This is a genomic window from Bacillus sp. MYb56 (genome assembly GCF_002976445.1).
GTDB classification, from domain to species: Bacteria; Bacillota; Bacilli; order Bacillales; family Bacillaceae_G; genus Bacillus_A; species Bacillus_A mycoides.
The window spans coordinates 1-16,002 of the sequence record NZ_PCOH01000053.1 but is presented as its reverse complement, the minus strand read 5'-3'; the positions used below and the strand labels follow the sequence as shown (position 1 = coordinate 16,002).

Here is a 16,002-nt window from a genome sequence, read left to right as displayed (position 1 = left end):
CATGTGGAGCTGACGAATACTAATAGATCGAGGACTTAACCATATAATATGAAGCTAATGTTATCTAGTTTTGAGAGAATATAAAAAACTTATTGACTTTAAATGTCGAATGAGTTATGATGATTCTTGTCTTAAATGAATATAGTCTGGTAATGATGGCAGAGAGGTCACACCCGTTCCCATACCGAACACGGAAGTTAAGCTCTCTAGCGCCGATGGTAGTTGGGACCTTGTCCCTGTGAGAGTAGGACGTTGCCAGGCTATTTATATCATCGCGGGGTGGAGCAGTACGGTAGCTCGTCGGGCTCATAACCCGAAGGTCGCAGGTTCAAATCCTGTCCCCGCAACCAAATGGTCCCGTGGTGTAGTGGTTAACATGCCTGCCTGTCACGCAGGAGATCGCCGGTTCGACCCCGGTCGGGACCGCCATTTTATATAAAGAAAAGAACGAAACAAGTTGTTTCGTATTTTTTTATTTGTTTTAACAAAAAACTAATAAAGACAGTCAAACTATCCTTAGGAAAACTCCTAAGGACTTTTTTATATATTTAAAACCTGTATAATAAAGAGCAGAGAACATTGTGAGTAAAGTAGGTGAAGTCTGTGAGTAAATATGAAATAACAACAAAATCTTCCGAAGAAACCCAGCGATTATCAGAAAAATTAGGGAGACTTGTAAAGGAAAAAGATGTAATTATTTTAGAAGGTGATCTTGGAGCTGGCAAGACGACTTTTACAAAAGGACTAGCAAAAGGTCTTGGAGTGAAAAGAGTCGTAAATAGTCCTACCTTCAATATTATTAAAGAATATAAAGGAAGATTACCGCTATATCATATGGATGTGTATCGTTTAGCGGAAAGTGAAGAAGATTTAGGATTTGATGAGTATTTCTATGGTGAAGGGATTACAGTAGTAGAATGGGCTCATTTAATAGAAGCATATTTACCGAATGAGAAGTTGCAAATTAGTTTATTCCATGCTGGAGATGATACAAGAAAAATTGTACTCGAGCCAATTGGAGATCGCTATATTAGATTATGTGAGGAGCTATTACAAGATGAAAGTACTAGCAATTGATACTTCAAATTACGTAATGGGTGTATCCCTTATTGAGGAAGGGAACGTGATTGGGGAAATCATTACAAATTTAACAAAAAACCATTCTGTACGTCTTATGCCAGCTGTAGAGAAACTGTTAAAAGAATGCGGTGTAAAACCGAAAGAATTGACTAAAATTGTTGTAGCAGCTGGACCGGGATCATATACAGGTGTTCGTATAGGTGTGACAGCGGCAAAAACATTAGCTTGGTCACTTCAAATACCAATTGTAGGTGTATCAAGTTTGGAAGTGGTGGCTGCAAATGGTACTAATTTTAATGGACTAATTTGTCCTTTATTTGATGGCCGACGTGGTCAAATTTACACGGGGTTATATACATATGAAGGAGAGCGTATAACTTCAATAGAAGAAGACCGAATTATTCTTATTGTTGACTGGTTGCAAATGTTAAAAGATAAAGAACAGCCTGTTTTATTTATTGGTAACGATGTTAAATTGCATAAAGAAACAATTGTAGAATATTTAGGTGATCAAGCTGTATTTGCTCCGTTCACTAAGAATAACCCAAGACCAAGTGAATTAGCATTTTTAGGATTACAAAAAGAAGAACAAGACGTGCATACGTTTGTTCCTAGCTATCTTCGTTTAGCTGAAGCTGAAACAAAATGGTTAGAAAGTCAAAAACAATAGGGGCCTACAGAAGATGGATATGATATTTAGAAAGATGGCACTCGATGATATTGCTCAAATTGTAGCTATTGAAGAAGCATCTTTTTCAACCCCTTGGACTGCAGATGCCTTTCACCGTGAATTAGAGGTGAATGAACATGCACATTATGTCGTGCTAGAAAAAGATGGTCTCGTAATTGGATATTGTGGATTGTGGATAATTATTGATGAATCACATGTAACAAATATAGCTATCCTGCCGGAATACAGAGGTCAAAAGCTAGGGGATGCCTTATTAAAAGAAGTCATTTCCGAAGCGAAAGGTTTAGGAGTAAAAACAATGACACTTGAAGTACGCATGTCAAATGAAGTAGCAAAGCAGTTATACAGAAAATACGGATTTCAAAATGGTGGGATTCGTAAACGATACTATGCAGACAATCAGGAAGATGGTCTTGTAATGTGGGTGAATATATAATGGAAAAAAATACGATTATACTTGGTATTGAAACAAGCTGTGATGAAACAGCTGTAGCAGTTGTTAAAAATGGAACGGAAATCATTGCGAATGTCGTTGCATCGCAAATTGAAAGTCATAAGCGTTTTGGCGGAGTTGTACCAGAGATTGCATCCCGTCATCATGTAGAAGAAATCACAGTTGTGTTAGAAGAAGCTTTAAAAGAAGCGAATATCACTTTTGAGGATATTGATGCAATTGCTGTAACAGAAGGACCAGGTTTAGTCGGAGCACTTTTAATAGGTGTAAATGCAGCGAAAGCTGTGGCTTTTGCTCATGATATCCCTCTAGTTGGTGTTCATCATATTGCTGGTCATATTTATGCGAATCGTTTAGTAAAAGAAGTACAATTCCCGTTACTATCGCTTGTTGTATCCGGTGGACATACGGAGCTTGTTTATATGAAAGAACATGGTTCATTTGAAGTGATTGGTGAAACGCGAGATGATGCGGCAGGAGAAGCTTACGATAAAGTAGCTCGTACATTATCAATGCCTTATCCAGGTGGTCCTCATATTGATCGCCTTGCGCATGAAGGAAAACCAACAATTGATTTGCCTCGTGCGTGGCTAGAACCTGATTCGTATGATTTCAGCTTTAGTGGATTGAAATCAGCAGTTATCAACACTGTGCATAACGCAAAACAGCGCGGTATAGAAATTGCACCAGAAGATTTAGCAGCAAGTTTCCAAGAAAGTGTAATAGATGTACTTGTAACAAAAGCGTCTCGTGCAGCAGATGCTTATAATGTAAAACAAGTGCTTCTTGCTGGTGGAGTAGCTGCTAATAAAGGGCTTCGTGCACGTTTAGCAGCAGAATTTGCACAAAAAGAAAATATAGAGCTAATTATTCCTCCTCTATCTTTATGCACAGATAATGCAGCGATGATTGCGGCTGCAGGTACAATTGCATACGAACAAGGAAAACGCGCTACATTAGCTTTAAATGCAAATCCAGGATTAGATATTGAAGCATAGTTATACACAAAATTAACCACAGCTTGTGGATAAAACCCGGATTATCTGTTGATAATTTGGGTTTTTTTGTGTACATAAAATGTGTATAACTTTTTATCTAGTTGTGGATAATGTGGAAAAGTTATTTGAAAGTTTATATTATAAAGGTGGATATGTGTATAACCTTGTGGATAACATAGAGGAAGTCTGACCTTTGAAGAAATTCTTTTTTGGGAAATAAAAAACAAAGAGATGTCCAAAAAACATTTTGAAACATCCTCCTCTTATTATATAAGGTGCTACTATTGTCAATCCTTGTCGAATGGTTTGTATAATTTCATTTATTATGGTATTGATTCCAAAACAGAAAATAAAAAGGAGGTCATCTCGTCAAAAAGCCCGACTTATGAGACATCCTCCTCTTTTAAATTCTCTTATATATGCAGTTCTTCCCATTCTGCCATACAAGCTTCAAGCTGTTCTTGCAGTGTTTGCTTTTTAGTTGTAATTTCACTAGCCTTTTCATAATCTGCATATATTTCTGGTAAGCAAAGCTGATCTTCTAACGTAGCAATTTCTTCTTCTAAGCCTACGATATTTTGTTCCAGTTCTTCAATTTTTCGAGTACGTTGACGCTCTAGCTGTTTACGTTCTTTTTCTTCGAGATAATTTAATTTTTCTTGTGCCACCACTTTTTGAACAGGTACTTCATCTTCTTGCTCTAGTTCCGCACGTTCAATCATTTCATTTTTCTTTTCAACGTAATAATCGTAATCACCTAAATATTCTTGTGCACCTTTTGTTGATAACTCAACAACGGTTGTCGTTACGCGATTAATAAAATAGCGGTCATGAGAGACGAATAGAAGAGTACCTGGGTAATCAATTAAAGCATTCTCCAAAATCTCTTTACTATTTAAATCAAGATGGTTTGTTGGCTCATCGAGAATTAATAAATTGGATTTTTGCATCATAAGTTTTGCAAGAGCTAGTCGAGCCTTTTGTCCACCACTAAGAGAAGATACTGGTTTGAGTACATCATCCCCTGTGAATAAAAAGTTGCCTAGTATAGTGCGAATTTCTTTTTCGGGCTGCAATGGATATTCATCCCATAATTCATTTAAAACTCGCTTCGAAGATGTTAAGTTGGCTTGTTCTTGATCATAATAACCAACAGATACATTTGAGCCGAAAGCAACGTTTCCATGTAATAGCTGTAACTTATTCACAATGGATTTTAATAATGTAGATTTTCCAATTCCGTTTGGCCCAACTAAGGCAACACTGTCACCGCGAGTTAAGCGCATATTTACATGTTCAATAATCGGTTCCTGATAATAGCCAATAGTTGCATCTTTCACTTGTAAAACATCATTTCCACTTTGTTTTTCAATATCGAAGTGGAAGGAAGCTGATTTAGAATCGCCTAATGGTCTAGTTAATACTTCCATTCTGTCTAATTGTTTACGGCGACTTTGAGCGCGTTTTGTCGTAGATGCACGAGCTATATTTTTTTGTACAAAGTCTTCCAGTTTAGAAATTTCATCTTGTTGTTTTTCATAACGCTTCATTTCTTGCTCGTATAGAGCTGATTTTGAGTCTAAATATTTACTGTAGTTACCAACAAATCGTCGGCTTTCCTTATTAGAAATTTCGTATACTTGTGTAACAAGTTTATCTAAGAAATAACGGTCATGGGAAACGATTAAAATCGCGCCAGGATAGCCTTGTAAATATTGTTCAAGCCATGTTAGTGTCTCAATATCCAAATGGTTTGTAGGTTCGTCTAAAATAAGTAAGTCTGGTCTAGTTAATAATAATTTCCCGAGAGCTAATCGAGTCTTTTGTCCACCACTTAATGTGGAAATTTTCGTCTGATGCGTTTCAACTGGGAAGCCAAGACCGCTTAAAATTGAGCGTATATCCGCTTCGTACTGATAGCCGCCTTGATCTTTATAATCTAATTGTAATTGATCATAATCAGCTAATAATTTCTCATATATAGCCGCATTTGAAAAATTTTCTTCTTTTCCCATCTCTTGCTCTAGCCTTCGAAGTTTTGTCTCCATCTGCTGCAAGTGTGTAAAGACGGTTAACATTTCATCCCAAATTGTTAAAGACGTTTCTAATCCGGTATTTTGAGCTAAATACCCCATTGAGACATCTTTCGGTTTTATAATTTCACCACCATCATGAGATAACTCGCCAGCTATTATTTTTAATAATGTAGATTTTCCAGCTCCATTTCGTCCGACTAATGCGATACGATCTTTTGTTTGTACTTCCAATTTTATGTTTGCAAGAATCATTTCTGCACCGTATAATTTCGAAAGCCCATTCACTTGTAATAATATCAATGTTTTCACCTCAAATAATTTCTTAACTTTGCCATGTTTATATTTCTCAATCATACTAAAAATAGTGTATAGTTTAAAATAAAGAGAGAATACTTCTTCTCTTTATTATACAAGGAAATTCATGAGTACTAAACTTCTGTATTTGATTCAAGTATAAGAATAAAGATAGGAAGAGAGGAGAGGTTATATGGATCAGCAAAAAATTCCACAGGCCACTGCCAAACGATTGCCTCTATACTATCGATTTATCCAAAACTTATCTCTTTCTGGTAAGCAACGTGTTTCATCAGCCGAATTGAGTGAAGCGGTAAAGGTTGATTCCGCAACTATTCGAAGAGATTTTTCATATTTTGGAGCGTTAGGGAAAAAAGGATATGGATATAACGTAAATTATTTATTATCATTTTTCCGTGAAACACTCGACCAAGATGATATAACACGCGTGGCACTTATTGGAGTAGGTAATTTAGGGACCGCTTTCTTACATTATAATTTCACGAAAAACAATAATACAAAAATTGAAATGGCGTTTGATGTTAGTGAAGAGAAAGTTGGAACAGAAATCGGAGGCATTCCTGTATATCATTTGGATGAACTAGAAGAACGTTTATCAACTGATATACAAGTGGCAATATTAACAGTACCCGCTACAGTAGCGCAATCTGTGGCAGATAGATTGGCAGAAACGAACGTGCATGGTATTTTAAATTTCACACCAGCACGCTTAAATGTGTCAGAGAATATAAGGATTCATCACATTGATTTAGCTGTAGAGTTACAAACGCTTGTTTACTTTTTGAAGAATTATCCACAATAAAACGCAGAGGAGATGACCTCTGCGTTTTATTATTGTTTTTTCTTTGTGAATTTAACTAAGATAAGGCGAAGTGCCAAATTAAAATCAATTGTTGCCATAACTGCAAATAGTATTGTCCACATATTCCAGATTGTATCTGTTACGTTCGTAATGGCGAAGCGTGTAAAGATACATCCAAGAAGAAAGTACAATGCAGCCATGAACAATGGTGAGTTTCTCATACTAAAAATCCTCCGATAAAGCCTTGCATTTTTTCAGCTTCTTTAATCATTTCTTGAATTTGCTCATTGCTCATAAAAATTTGTCCAATAGCGACTAATGTATTCATTGCCACATGGGCTGCTATAGGAACGATAATGCGTTTCGTTTGTACATATAAAAAGGCGAATACGAGCCCCATAGAAGTGTATACCAATAAGTGAGTAAAATCAAAATGAATCGCCGCGAATACTAGTGAACTAATGATAGCAGCAACAAAGAAATTAAATCTCTTATAAAGTGTGCCAAATAAAATTTTTCTAAATACGATTTCCTCTAAGATAGGTCCGATTATAGATACAACAATGAGGAACCAAGGTGTCGTTCTTGCAATTTCCATCAGCTTCATTGTATTTTCCGAACCTTGTTTAATTCCTAGTAGACGCATTTCGATCATACCGGCAATTATTTGGGAAGAGAAAGCTAAGAGAATACCGATTATAATCCAACCAACTGTAGCTGGGATCGTAACACGCATTTTATCTAAATGCCTGTCACGAATATCTATTCTAAGTAACCAAAGCACGATACATAATGCAACAAAGAAGCTAATGATTGCCCAATGTCCCGTTATGATTTGACCTTTTTCCTCCATGGTAAATCCTCTATTATCATAGAGTCCTGTTTTTAGGAGTAGTGGTAAGCCAACAATTCCAGATAACTGCATTAAAATGTATGTAACGATAATCCACCAATATTGTTTCTTCAAATGGTTTAACCATCCTTTCTAACTCTAGTGTATGAGATAAGGTAGGATAACATGTAAATATGCTACCTACGATATAAACTTTCATTTGAATTATATTTTTTTTGTAAATAAGTATTTGAAAATAAAATAGGAGACAGGAAAAAGTTGTACGTTTAGCGAAAACAACTTAGGGTGTCTTTCATATTGTAACATACAAGAAGTGGGAACAACGATTCATATAGTAAAGGCAGTAGAAGAAGTAATGATATATAGGAAAGTGCATAAAGTAATTTGCGAAAAAATTATGATTTTTTTACTTGCAAAAGAAATTGAGATTATTTATTATTAGAAGTGTGTTAGCACTCGTGTGACTTGAGTGCTAATAAATAAAATTTACATAACAAAATGAGGAGGTTATTGTTCATGCTAAAGCCATTAGGTGATCGCGTTGTAATTGAACTTGTTCAAGCAGAAGAAAAAACAGCAAGTGGTATTGTATTACCAGAAACTGCAAAAGAAAAACCACAAGAGGGTAAAGTTATTGCAGTAGGTACAGGCCGAGTGCTTGAAAATGGTGAGCGTGTTGCTTTAGAGGTAGCAGCAGGTGATCTTATCATCTTCTCAAAATATGCAGGTACTGAAGTGAAATACGAAGGTACAGACTACTTGATTTTACGTGAAAGTGACATTTTAGCAATTATCGGTTAATTATATACATTTTAAAAATCCAAGGGGGTCAATTATTATGGCAAAAGATATTAAATTTAGTGAAGAAGCACGTCGTTCGATGCTTCGCGGTGTCGACACTCTTGCAAACGCAGTAAAAGTAACGCTTGGACCAAAAGGTCGTAACGTTGTACTTGAGAAAAAATTCGGTTCACCACTTATTACAAATGACGGTGTAACAATCGCAAAAGAAATCGAATTAGAAGATGCATTCGAAAACATGGGTGCGAAATTAGTAGCAGAAGTTGCTAGCAAAACAAACGATGTAGCTGGTGACGGAACGACAACTGCAACTGTATTAGCGCAAGCTATGATTCGTGAAGGTCTTAAAAACGTAACAGCTGGTGCAAACCCAATGGGTCTTCGTAAAGGTATCGAAAAAGCTGTTACTGCTGCAATTGAAGAATTAAAAGCGATTTCTAAACCAATCGAAGGTAAATCCTCTATCGCACAAGTAGCTGCTATTTCTTCGGCTGACGAAGAAGTAGGTCAATTAATCGCTGAAGCAATGGAGCGCGTTGGTAACGACGGCGTTATTACTTTAGAAGAATCTAAAGGATTCACAACAGAATTAGACGTAGTAGAAGGTATGCAATTTGATCGTGGATATGCATCTCCTTACATGATTACTGATTCTGACAAAATGGAAGCAGTTCTTGATAACCCATACATTTTAATTACTGACAAAAAGATTTCTAACATCCAAGAAATCTTACCAGTATTAGAGCAAGTGGTACAACAAGGTAAACCACTTCTTATCATTGCTGAAGATGTAGAAGGCGAAGCGTTAGCTACATTAGTAGTGAACAAACTTCGTGGTACATTCAATGTAGTTGCTGTTAAAGCTCCTGGATTTGGTGACCGTCGTAAAGCAATGCTAGAAGATATCGCAATCTTAACTGGTGGCGAAGTAATCACTGAAGAATTAGGACGTGACTTAAAATCTGCTACAGTTGAATCTTTAGGACGTGCTGGTAAAATTGTTGTAACGAAAGAAAACACAACTGTAGTTGAGGGTATTGGAAATTCACAACAAATCGAAGCTCGCATCGGTCAAATCCGCGCGCAATTAGAAGAAACTACTTCTGAATTCGATCGTGAAAAATTACAAGAGCGTCTTGCTAAACTTGCGGGCGGTGTAGCAGTAATTAAAGTAGGTGCAGCAACTGAAACTGAGTTAAAAGAGCGCAAACTTCGCATTGAAGATGCACTTAACTCAACTCGTGCAGCAGTAGAAGAAGGTATCGTTGCAGGTGGTGGTACTTCACTTATGAACGTATACACAAAAGTAGCTTCTATCGTAGCTGAAGGCGACGAAGCAACAGGTATCAACATCGTACTTCGTGCACTAGAAGAGCCAGTTCGTCAAATCGCAATCAACGCTGGTCTAGAAGGATCTGTAGTTGTAGAGCGTCTAAAAGGCGAAAAAGTAGGCGTTGGTTTCAACGCAGCTACTGGCGAATGGGTTAACATGCTTGAGTCTGGTATCGTAGATCCAGCTAAAGTAACTCGTTCTGCACTTCAAAACGCAGCATCTGTTGCAGCTATGTTCTTAACAACTGAAGCTGTAGTTGCTGACAAGCCAGAACCAAATGCACCAGCAATGCCTGACATGGGCGGCATGGGCATGGGCGGTATGGGCGGAATGATGTAATTCCGTTCTCCCGAAAAACATCCACTTCTATATAGAAGTGGATGTTTTTTTATGCTTTTGAGCGCAGGAAAATAATTTCTGTAGAATTTTGTCGCTTTCTCTCTTGACCATACCGATACTTCATTGTTAGAATCTAGGAAGATAATATAAAACAATCCTTCATATATCCTCGATGATATGGTTTGAGAGTCTCTACCGGGTTACCGTAAACAACCTGACTATGAAGGCAGTGCGTCTTATATTTATAAAGAGCGGAAGACTATCTTTCTTTATAAAGCCAGACCCCTGCCTTTTCTTTGTCATGAGACTAGAGGCGGAGGACTGGCTTTTTTTATTATATTAGTAATGCTTTTCGCCAAATTGGTGAAAATATTTATATACGAGAACTAACGTTGGGGTGATTATTTTGAAGAAGCAGCATGATACAATTATCGTTTTAGATTTTGGGAGTCAGTACAATCAGTTAATAGCACGTCGAATTCGTGAGTTCGGTGTATACAGTGAACTTCATCCGCATACAATTACTGCAGAAGAAATTAAAGCAATGAATCCAAAAGGGATTATTTTCTCTGGTGGACCAAATAGTGTATACGGTGAAGGCGCATTACATTGTGATGAAAAAATCTTTGAACTAGGATTACCGATTTTCGGTATTTGTTACGGTATGCAGCTTATGACACAACACTTCGGTGGTAAAGTAGAACGTGCCAACCACCGTGAGTATGGAAAAGCTGTTCTTAAAGTAGAGAACGAATCAAAATTATATGCGAACCTTCCAGAAGAGCAAGTTGTATGGATGAGTCATGGTGACTTAGTAACTGGTTTACCTGAAGGATTCGTAGTAGACGCAACAAGTGAGTCTTGTCCAATTGCTGGTATGAGCAATGAAGCGGAAAACTTATACGGTGTACAATTCCACCCAGAAGTACGTCACTCTGAGCACGGTAACGATTTAATTAAAAACTTCGTATTCGGCGTATGTGGTTGTTCTGAAGGATGGAACATGGAGAACTTTATTGAAGTAGAATTAGAGAAGATCCGTGAAACTGTTGGAGACAAAAAAGTATTATGCGCACTTAGTGGCGGTGTAGACTCTTCTGTTGTAGCAGTATTAATTCATAAGGCAATTGGTGACCAATTAACATGTATTTTCGTGGACCACGGTTTACTTCGTAAAGATGAAGCAGAAGGTGTTATGAAAACATTTAGCGAAGGCTTCCATATGAACGTTATTAAAGTGGATGCACAAGAGCGCTTCATGAACAAGTTAAAAGGTGTAGAAGATCCAGAGCAAAAACGTAAAATCATCGGTAATGAATTCATTTACGTATTTGATGATGAAGCTTCTAAATTACAAGGAATGGACTTCCTAGCGCAAGGTACACTTTACACGGATATCGTTGAAAGTGGTACAGCAACTGCACAAACAATTAAATCTCACCATAACGTTGGTGGACTTCCAGAAGACATGCAGTTCAAATTAATTGAGCCTTTAAATACTTTATTTAAAGACGAAGTACGTGTATTAGGATCAGAACTAGGAATTCCTGATGAAATCGTATGGCGTCAACCATTCCCAGGCCCTGGTCTTGGTATTCGTGTATTAGGTGAAATTACAGAAGAGAAATTAGAAATCGTTCGTGAATCTGATGCGATTTTACGTGAAGAAATTATAAAAGCAGGATTAGACCGCGAAGTTTGGCAATACTTCACTGCGCTTCCTGGTATGCGTAGTGTAGGTGTTATGGGTGACGAGCGTACTTATGATTACACAGTAGGTATCCGCGCAGTAACATCTATCGACGGTATGACAGCTGACTGGGCACGTATCCCTTGGGACGTATTAGAGAAAATCTCTGTACGTATCGTAAACGAAGTAAAACACGTTAACCGTATCGTGTATGATATAACGAGTAAGCCACCAGCAACTATTGAGTGGGAATAGTATTGTAATAAAAAAGATCCATCTATCGTTCATGTATAGATGGATTTTTTTGTTTTTACCCTTAATACGAACGAAAATATAAAAATTTATAAAAATGTTCGTTTTTAAATTGACAAAACCACCTCCTCGAGTTAATATGAGTATGTAATTCAAACGAAAAGTGAATATTATGCCGTCGTATAATATCGGGGATATGGCCCGAAAGTTTCTACCTAGCTACCGTAAATGGCTTGACTACGAGGCGTTTTGATAAAGATGAGGGGAAACTTGTCTTTATTCATAGAACGCTTCCATGTATATGCAATGGAAGCCTTTTTTATTTTTATAGATAAAAGAGGGCTAGGGGAAATACGGCGAGTAATCATATAACGGGGGAAACGTAAGATGAAACGCTATTTTCAGTTTGATGAACTCGGCACAAATTATAAAACAGAGTTCATAGCAGGTTTAACGACATTTCTATCTATGGCTTACGTACTATTTGTCAATCCTGCTACGCTGTCGCTTGGAAATGTTAAAGGATTACCGGCAGGTACAGGAATGGATCCAGGTGCAGTATTCGTTGCTACAGCATTAGCAGCGGCGATTGGTTCGTTAATTATGGGGATATTTGCGAAGTATCCGATTGCTTTAGCGCCAGGTATGGGAATAAACGCGTTCTTTGCTTATACAGCGGTGTTAACGATGGGAATTCCGTGGCAAACGGCAATTGCTGGAACATTAATGTCAGGTATTATCTTTATTATTCTTACTGCTTCAGGTATTCGTGAAAAAATCATTAATGCAATTCCAGTAGAGTTAAAGTTTGCAGTAGCGGCGGGTATTGGATTATTCATTGCCTTCCTTGGATTCCAAAACGCTGGAATTATCGTAAAGAATGATGCTGTTCTTGTTGGGTTGGGGGACTTAACAAAGGGCACAACGTTACTAGCAATCTTCGGAGTTGTTACTACAATCATTTTCATGATTAAAAAAATAAATGGTGCAGTTTTCTACGGTATGATCCTTACGGCGATCTTAGGAGTAGCGACTGGATTAATTGATACACCAAAAGCTGTAGTGGGAGCAATACCGAGTCTAGAACCAACGTTCGGGGTAGCATTAACTCACTTTGGAGACATTTTCACTGTTGAAATGGCGATTGTTATTATAACGTTCTTCTTTATCGATTTCTTTGATACAGCAGGTACGCTTGTAGCGGTTGCGAATCAAGCGGGATTAATGAAGAACAATAAATTACCACGTGCAGGTAAAGCGTTATTTGCAGATGCGATTGCAACTGTAATTGGTGCGATTTTAGGTACATCAACAACAACGTCTTACATTGAATCGTCTGCGGGGGTAGCAGCAGGAGGACGTTCTGGATTTACAGCGGTTGTAACAGCAGGGTTCTTCTTACTGGCACTATTCTTCTCACCACTATTAAGTGTTGTGACACCAGCTGTAACAGCGCCAGCATTAATTATTGTAGGAATCTTGATGGTTTCATCTTTAGGAGAAATTGATTGGAAGAAATTCGAGATTGCAGTGCCAGCGTTCTTTACTATCATTTCAATGCCACTTACGTATAGTATCGCAACAGGAATTGCAATCGGGTTTATCTTCTATCCAATTACAATGGTTGTGAGTGGTCGTCGTAAAGAGATTCATCCAATTATGTATGTTATGGGAGTTTTATTCGTACTATATTTCATCTACGTTCGTAAATAAAAGGGGTTTTTTGAAAGGTCTAGACTTGAGGGGAGTCTAGACCTTTTTTGCGTCTTCAGAAAATCTTAAGGATTTCCGAGCGTTTTTCTTCAGAAGTTTTCTTATAATAGAAGTTAGGGATTAAAAAAGTGATGGGGGAGATAGTATGGCCGGGGAAACAATACTTGTCGTAGATGATGAAAAAGAAATTAGGAACCTTATTACAATTTATTTAAAGAACGAAGGATATAAAGTACTGCAAGCAGGGGACGGAGAAGAAGGGTTACGTATATTAGAAGAAAATGAAGTGCACTTAGTCGTATTAGATATTATGATGCCGAAAGTAGATGGTATTCATATGTGTATGAAAGTAAGGGAAGCGAAGGAAATGCCGATTATTATGCTTTCGGCAAAAACGCAAGATATGGATAAAATTTTAGGATTAACAACAGGTGCAGATGATTATGTAGCAAAACCGTTTAATCCGTTAGAGTTAATCGCAAGAATTAAATCTCAGCTACGTCGTTATATGAAAATGAATGGCTTTGCTATTCAAAATGAGGACGAGTTAGAAATTGGAGAGATGAAAATAAACATCTCCACTCATACAGTCATTGTGGATGGAGAAGAAGTGAAACTGACCCCGAGGGAATTTTCAATTTTAGAATTACTAGTCCGTAATCCGGGGATGGTCTTTAGTGCGGAACAAATTTATGAAAAGGTTTGGAACGAAAGATCTTTCCAGTCGGATAACACGGTAATGGTTCATATTCGGAAAGTGCGTGAAAAGATTGAGGAGAATCCAAGGAAGCCAATATATATAAAAACAGTATGGGGAGTGGGGTATAAGATTGAAAAAGATATTTAATCCATTTACTTATGTTAGGAAAATTCGAGAATTAATTGGAAAGATAGTGAAGAGTGTGAAACGGAGTATACGAATTCAACTTATTACTGCGTTTACTGCTTGTGCGTTGTTAGGGATTTTGTCAGCGAAGGCAGCAGCACCGTTTTTTGAGAATGCGAATCGAGAGGCGACGATCGATTATCGGGTTGGTATGGAACAAATTAATCAACAAGCTCAAAGCGTCGCAAATAGTTCGGTTCATGAAAATAAATTAGAAGCTATATCAACTATGATTGAAATAGAGAATCAAAATTTAGAACAAAACTCTAGAGCTTTAAAAGTATTGGTCACTGACGAGAGCGGTAAAGTTTTATATAAAACGAAGCAGGCGCAAGAAGAGCAAATTGATTTGCATAATACAATTCGTAATGCATCATCGTTTGCGATTAATTATATGAATGGTAGAAAAGAATTTGAAAGTACGAGAAAAGAATTTATAGCTTTTGCACCTATTACAATAGAAGATAAGAATTTATACATGTTTGTTAGTGGGATTCCAGAAGGTGAAGTAATATATGATACGCAAGAAGGACCGTTTCCGTTTTTCATAGGTGTACTTGTATTTATTTTCTCTTTCTTCTATATAACAAAGAGAAAGATGAAGCAAATTGAAGCGATGGCACAAGGTGTAAAGGAAATAGAAAAAGGAAACTTAGCGTACCGTATTGAGAAAAAAGGTGAAGATGAGATTGCGTCATTAACTGAGAATATTAATAATATGGCGGAAGAGCTTATGAATAATATAGAAAAGGAACGTAAATTAGAGAAGCAAAAGAATGAGCTTATTACGAATGTATCACACGATTTACGTACACCACTGACTTCTATAATGGGTTACTTGCGATTACTTCGAGATTCTAAATATGAAAATAAAGAACAACATGATGAGTATACGAGAATTGCTTTTGCAAAGTCGGAGCAGTTAAAGAATTTAATAGAAGATTTATTTGAGTATACGAAGTTAACGAATGAACAAGTTGTATTAGAAAAACAGGAAGTGTGTGTAAATGAGTTACTTGATCAATTAATAGAAGAGTTAGTACCACAAGCGGAAGAGCATGGCCTTATGTTTGTTAAGAAGTTTCCTGAGGAACGTGCATATGCGATGATTGATTCGGAAAAGATGGTTCGTGTATTCGACAACTTACTAATGAATGCAATTAAGTATAGTAAAGATGACGGAGAGATAAAAGTTTCTCTTCAAAGGCAGCGCAGGAACATACAAATTGTTATTGCGAATCATAGTGAAGAGTTTACGAGAGAAGAGTTAGGGAACTTGTTTGAACGGTTTTATAAGAAAGATCAATCTAGAAGTAGAGTAACAGAAGGTTCGGGGCTCGGATTAGCTATTGCGAAAAGTATTGTTGAGTTGCAAGGTGGTAGTATTCGAGCTGAGTATGAGGACGGGATCGTTCAGTTCATCGTTTCATTACCAATTATAGAAAAATAATAAATGAATAGAATGTTATAGGATAAAAAGGCTTATTTTAAAAGAATAAGCCTTTTTATATTTTTTTAGAAAAACATATTGACGATTAGAGTTTAGAGGTGTAATATAAAACAAGTCGCCGATAGCAACAACGCAGAAAGCGACAAACGAAATAAAAAACTTAGTTGACATTAACTAACGAAGATGTTAACATAAGGGAGTCGCAAATGAGCGGCAAACAAGTTCTTTGAAAACTGAACGAAACAAACAACGTGAACGTCAATTTTTATTTTTAGATGCTAGACAAACTAACTTTATTGGAGAGTTTGA

General features: G+C 37.1%; 14 protein-coding genes, 2 tRNA genes, 1 rRNA gene and 2 riboswitches. Of the genes, 14 read left to right on the top strand and 3 right to left on the bottom strand.

Annotation, left to right across the window (positions count from 1 at the left end):
- Positions 1-145: 145 nt before the first annotated feature.
- The 7 genes from rrf (at position 146) to tsaD (ending at position 3,223) form a co-directional block, all read left to right on the top strand.
- Positions 146-261, top strand: a 5S ribosomal RNA gene (rrf, locus tag CQ058_RS28920).
- Between the two features lie 12 nt (positions 262-273).
- Positions 274-350, top strand: a tRNA-Met gene (locus tag CQ058_RS28915).
- 3 nt (positions 351-353) lie between these two features.
- Positions 354-429: transfer RNA gene (locus CQ058_RS28910), tRNA-Asp, on the top strand.
- Between the two features lie 174 nt (positions 430-603).
- Positions 604-1,077: a tRNA (adenosine(37)-N6)-threonylcarbamoyltransferase complex ATPase subunit type 1 TsaE gene (tsaE, locus tag CQ058_RS28905; RefSeq protein ID WP_002009995.1), complete on the top strand. Its 474-nt coding sequence runs from the start codon at positions 604-606 to the stop codon at positions 1,075-1,077.
- Positions 1,058-1,750 carry a tRNA (adenosine(37)-N6)-threonylcarbamoyltransferase complex dimerization subunit type 1 TsaB gene (gene tsaB, locus CQ058_RS28900; RefSeq protein WP_002124827.1) on the top strand — a complete coding sequence of 231 codons (693 nt, stop codon included), beginning with the start codon at positions 1,058-1,060 and terminating at the stop codon, positions 1,748-1,750. Before tsaE ends, tsaB begins: the two co-directional genes overlap by 20 nt.
- Before the next feature lie 13 nt (positions 1,751-1,763).
- On the top strand, positions 1,764-2,207 hold the full coding sequence (gene rimI, locus CQ058_RS28895; RefSeq protein ID WP_002063534.1) for a ribosomal protein S18-alanine N-acetyltransferase: 444 nt from the start codon (positions 1,764-1,766) through the stop codon (positions 2,205-2,207).
- On the top strand, positions 2,207-3,223 hold the full coding sequence (tsaD, locus tag CQ058_RS28890; protein WP_002009991.1) for a tRNA (adenosine(37)-N6)-threonylcarbamoyltransferase complex transferase subunit TsaD: 1,017 nt from the start codon (positions 2,207-2,209) through the stop codon (positions 3,221-3,223). Before rimI ends, tsaD begins: the two co-directional genes overlap by 1 nt.
- Positions 3,224-3,636: 413 nt before the next feature.
- Here tsaD and CQ058_RS28885 read toward each other — a convergent pair whose 3' ends face one another.
- On the bottom strand, positions 3,637-5,559 hold the full coding sequence (locus CQ058_RS28885) for an ABC-F family ATP-binding cassette domain-containing protein (protein WP_105590145.1): 1,923 nt from the start codon (positions 5,557-5,559) through the stop codon (positions 3,637-3,639).
- A 187-nt stretch (positions 5,560-5,746) separates the two neighbouring features.
- Here CQ058_RS28885 and CQ058_RS28880 point away from each other — a divergent pair, with 187 nt between their 5' ends.
- Positions 5,747-6,376 carry a redox-sensing transcriptional repressor Rex gene (locus tag CQ058_RS28880; protein ID WP_000372704.1) on the top strand — a complete coding sequence of 210 codons (630 nt, stop codon included), beginning with the start codon at positions 5,747-5,749 and terminating at the stop codon, positions 6,374-6,376.
- A gap of 29 nt (positions 6,377-6,405) precedes the next feature.
- On the opposite strand, the gene CQ058_RS28875 is transcribed toward CQ058_RS28880, so the two are convergent.
- A complete protein-coding gene (locus tag CQ058_RS28875; protein WP_001246201.1) occupies positions 6,406-6,597 on the bottom strand; it encodes a YdiK family protein in 192 nt (63 codons plus the stop codon).
- Positions 6,594-7,343, bottom strand: coding sequence for a CPBP family intramembrane glutamic endopeptidase (locus CQ058_RS28870; protein ID WP_002063533.1), 750 nt, complete (start codon positions 7,341-7,343; stop codon positions 6,594-6,596). Before CQ058_RS28870 ends, CQ058_RS28875 begins: the two co-directional genes overlap by 4 nt.
- A gap of 402 nt (positions 7,344-7,745) precedes the next feature.
- Between CQ058_RS28870 and groES the strand changes: the two genes are divergently transcribed.
- From groES to CQ058_RS28840, 6 genes are all read left to right on the top strand, one after another.
- Entirely contained in the window at positions 7,746-8,030 is a 285-nt protein-coding gene (groES, locus tag CQ058_RS28865) for a co-chaperone GroES (protein ID WP_002009985.1), read from the top strand.
- Between the two features lie 37 nt (positions 8,031-8,067).
- A complete protein-coding gene (groL, locus tag CQ058_RS28860; RefSeq protein WP_002029451.1) occupies positions 8,068-9,702 on the top strand; it encodes a chaperonin GroEL in 1,635 nt (544 codons plus the stop codon).
- A 139-nt stretch (positions 9,703-9,841) separates the two neighbouring features.
- Positions 9,842-9,943, top strand: a riboswitch (purine riboswitch).
- A 165-nt stretch (positions 9,944-10,108) separates the two neighbouring features.
- Positions 10,109-11,647, top strand: a complete 1,539-nt coding sequence (guaA, locus tag CQ058_RS28855; RefSeq protein WP_122974556.1) for a glutamine-hydrolyzing GMP synthase — start codon at positions 10,109-10,111, stop codon at positions 11,645-11,647.
- Between the two features lie 155 nt (positions 11,648-11,802).
- Positions 11,803-11,904: riboswitch (purine riboswitch) on the top strand.
- 127 nt (positions 11,905-12,031) lie between these two features.
- Positions 12,032-13,357: an NCS2 family permease gene (locus CQ058_RS28850; protein WP_002091603.1), complete on the top strand. Its 1,326-nt coding sequence runs from the start codon at positions 12,032-12,034 to the stop codon at positions 13,355-13,357.
- 145 nt (positions 13,358-13,502) lie between these two features.
- A complete protein-coding gene (locus CQ058_RS28845; protein ID WP_002029454.1) occupies positions 13,503-14,204 on the top strand; it encodes a response regulator transcription factor in 702 nt (233 codons plus the stop codon).
- Positions 14,188-15,693, top strand: a complete 1,506-nt coding sequence (locus tag CQ058_RS28840) for a sensor histidine kinase (protein WP_002124847.1) — start codon at positions 14,188-14,190, stop codon at positions 15,691-15,693. Before CQ058_RS28845 ends, CQ058_RS28840 begins: the two co-directional genes overlap by 17 nt.
- Positions 15,694-16,002: the final 309 nt, after the last annotated feature.

Excerpts from the sequence above, each read along its gene's own strand:
- CQ058_RS28845 (WP_002029454.1), top strand. The coding sequence starts at position 13,503 with ATGGCCGGGGAAACAATACTTGTCGTAGATGATGAAAAAGAAATTAGG.
- tsaD (WP_002009991.1), top strand. The coding sequence starts at position 2,207 with ATGGAAAAAAATACGATTATACTTGGTATTGAAACAAGCTGTGATGAA.
- groES (WP_002009985.1), top strand. The coding sequence starts at position 7,746 with ATGCTAAAGCCATTAGGTGATCGCGTTGTAATTGAACTTGTTCAAGCA.
- rimI (WP_002063534.1), top strand. The coding sequence starts at position 1,764 with ATGGATATGATATTTAGAAAGATGGCACTCGATGATATTGCTCAAATT.
- CQ058_RS28880 (WP_000372704.1), top strand. The coding sequence starts at position 5,747 with ATGGATCAGCAAAAAATTCCACAGGCCACTGCCAAACGATTGCCTCTA.
- CQ058_RS28875 (WP_001246201.1), bottom strand. The coding sequence starts at position 6,597 with ATGAGAAACTCACCATTGTTCATGGCTGCATTGTACTTTCTTCTTGGA.
- tsaB (WP_002124827.1), top strand. The coding sequence starts at position 1,058 with ATGAAAGTACTAGCAATTGATACTTCAAATTACGTAATGGGTGTATCC.
- groL (WP_002029451.1), top strand. The coding sequence starts at position 8,068 with ATGGCAAAAGATATTAAATTTAGTGAAGAAGCACGTCGTTCGATGCTT.
- CQ058_RS28850 (WP_002091603.1), top strand. The coding sequence starts at position 12,032 with ATGAAACGCTATTTTCAGTTTGATGAACTCGGCACAAATTATAAAACA.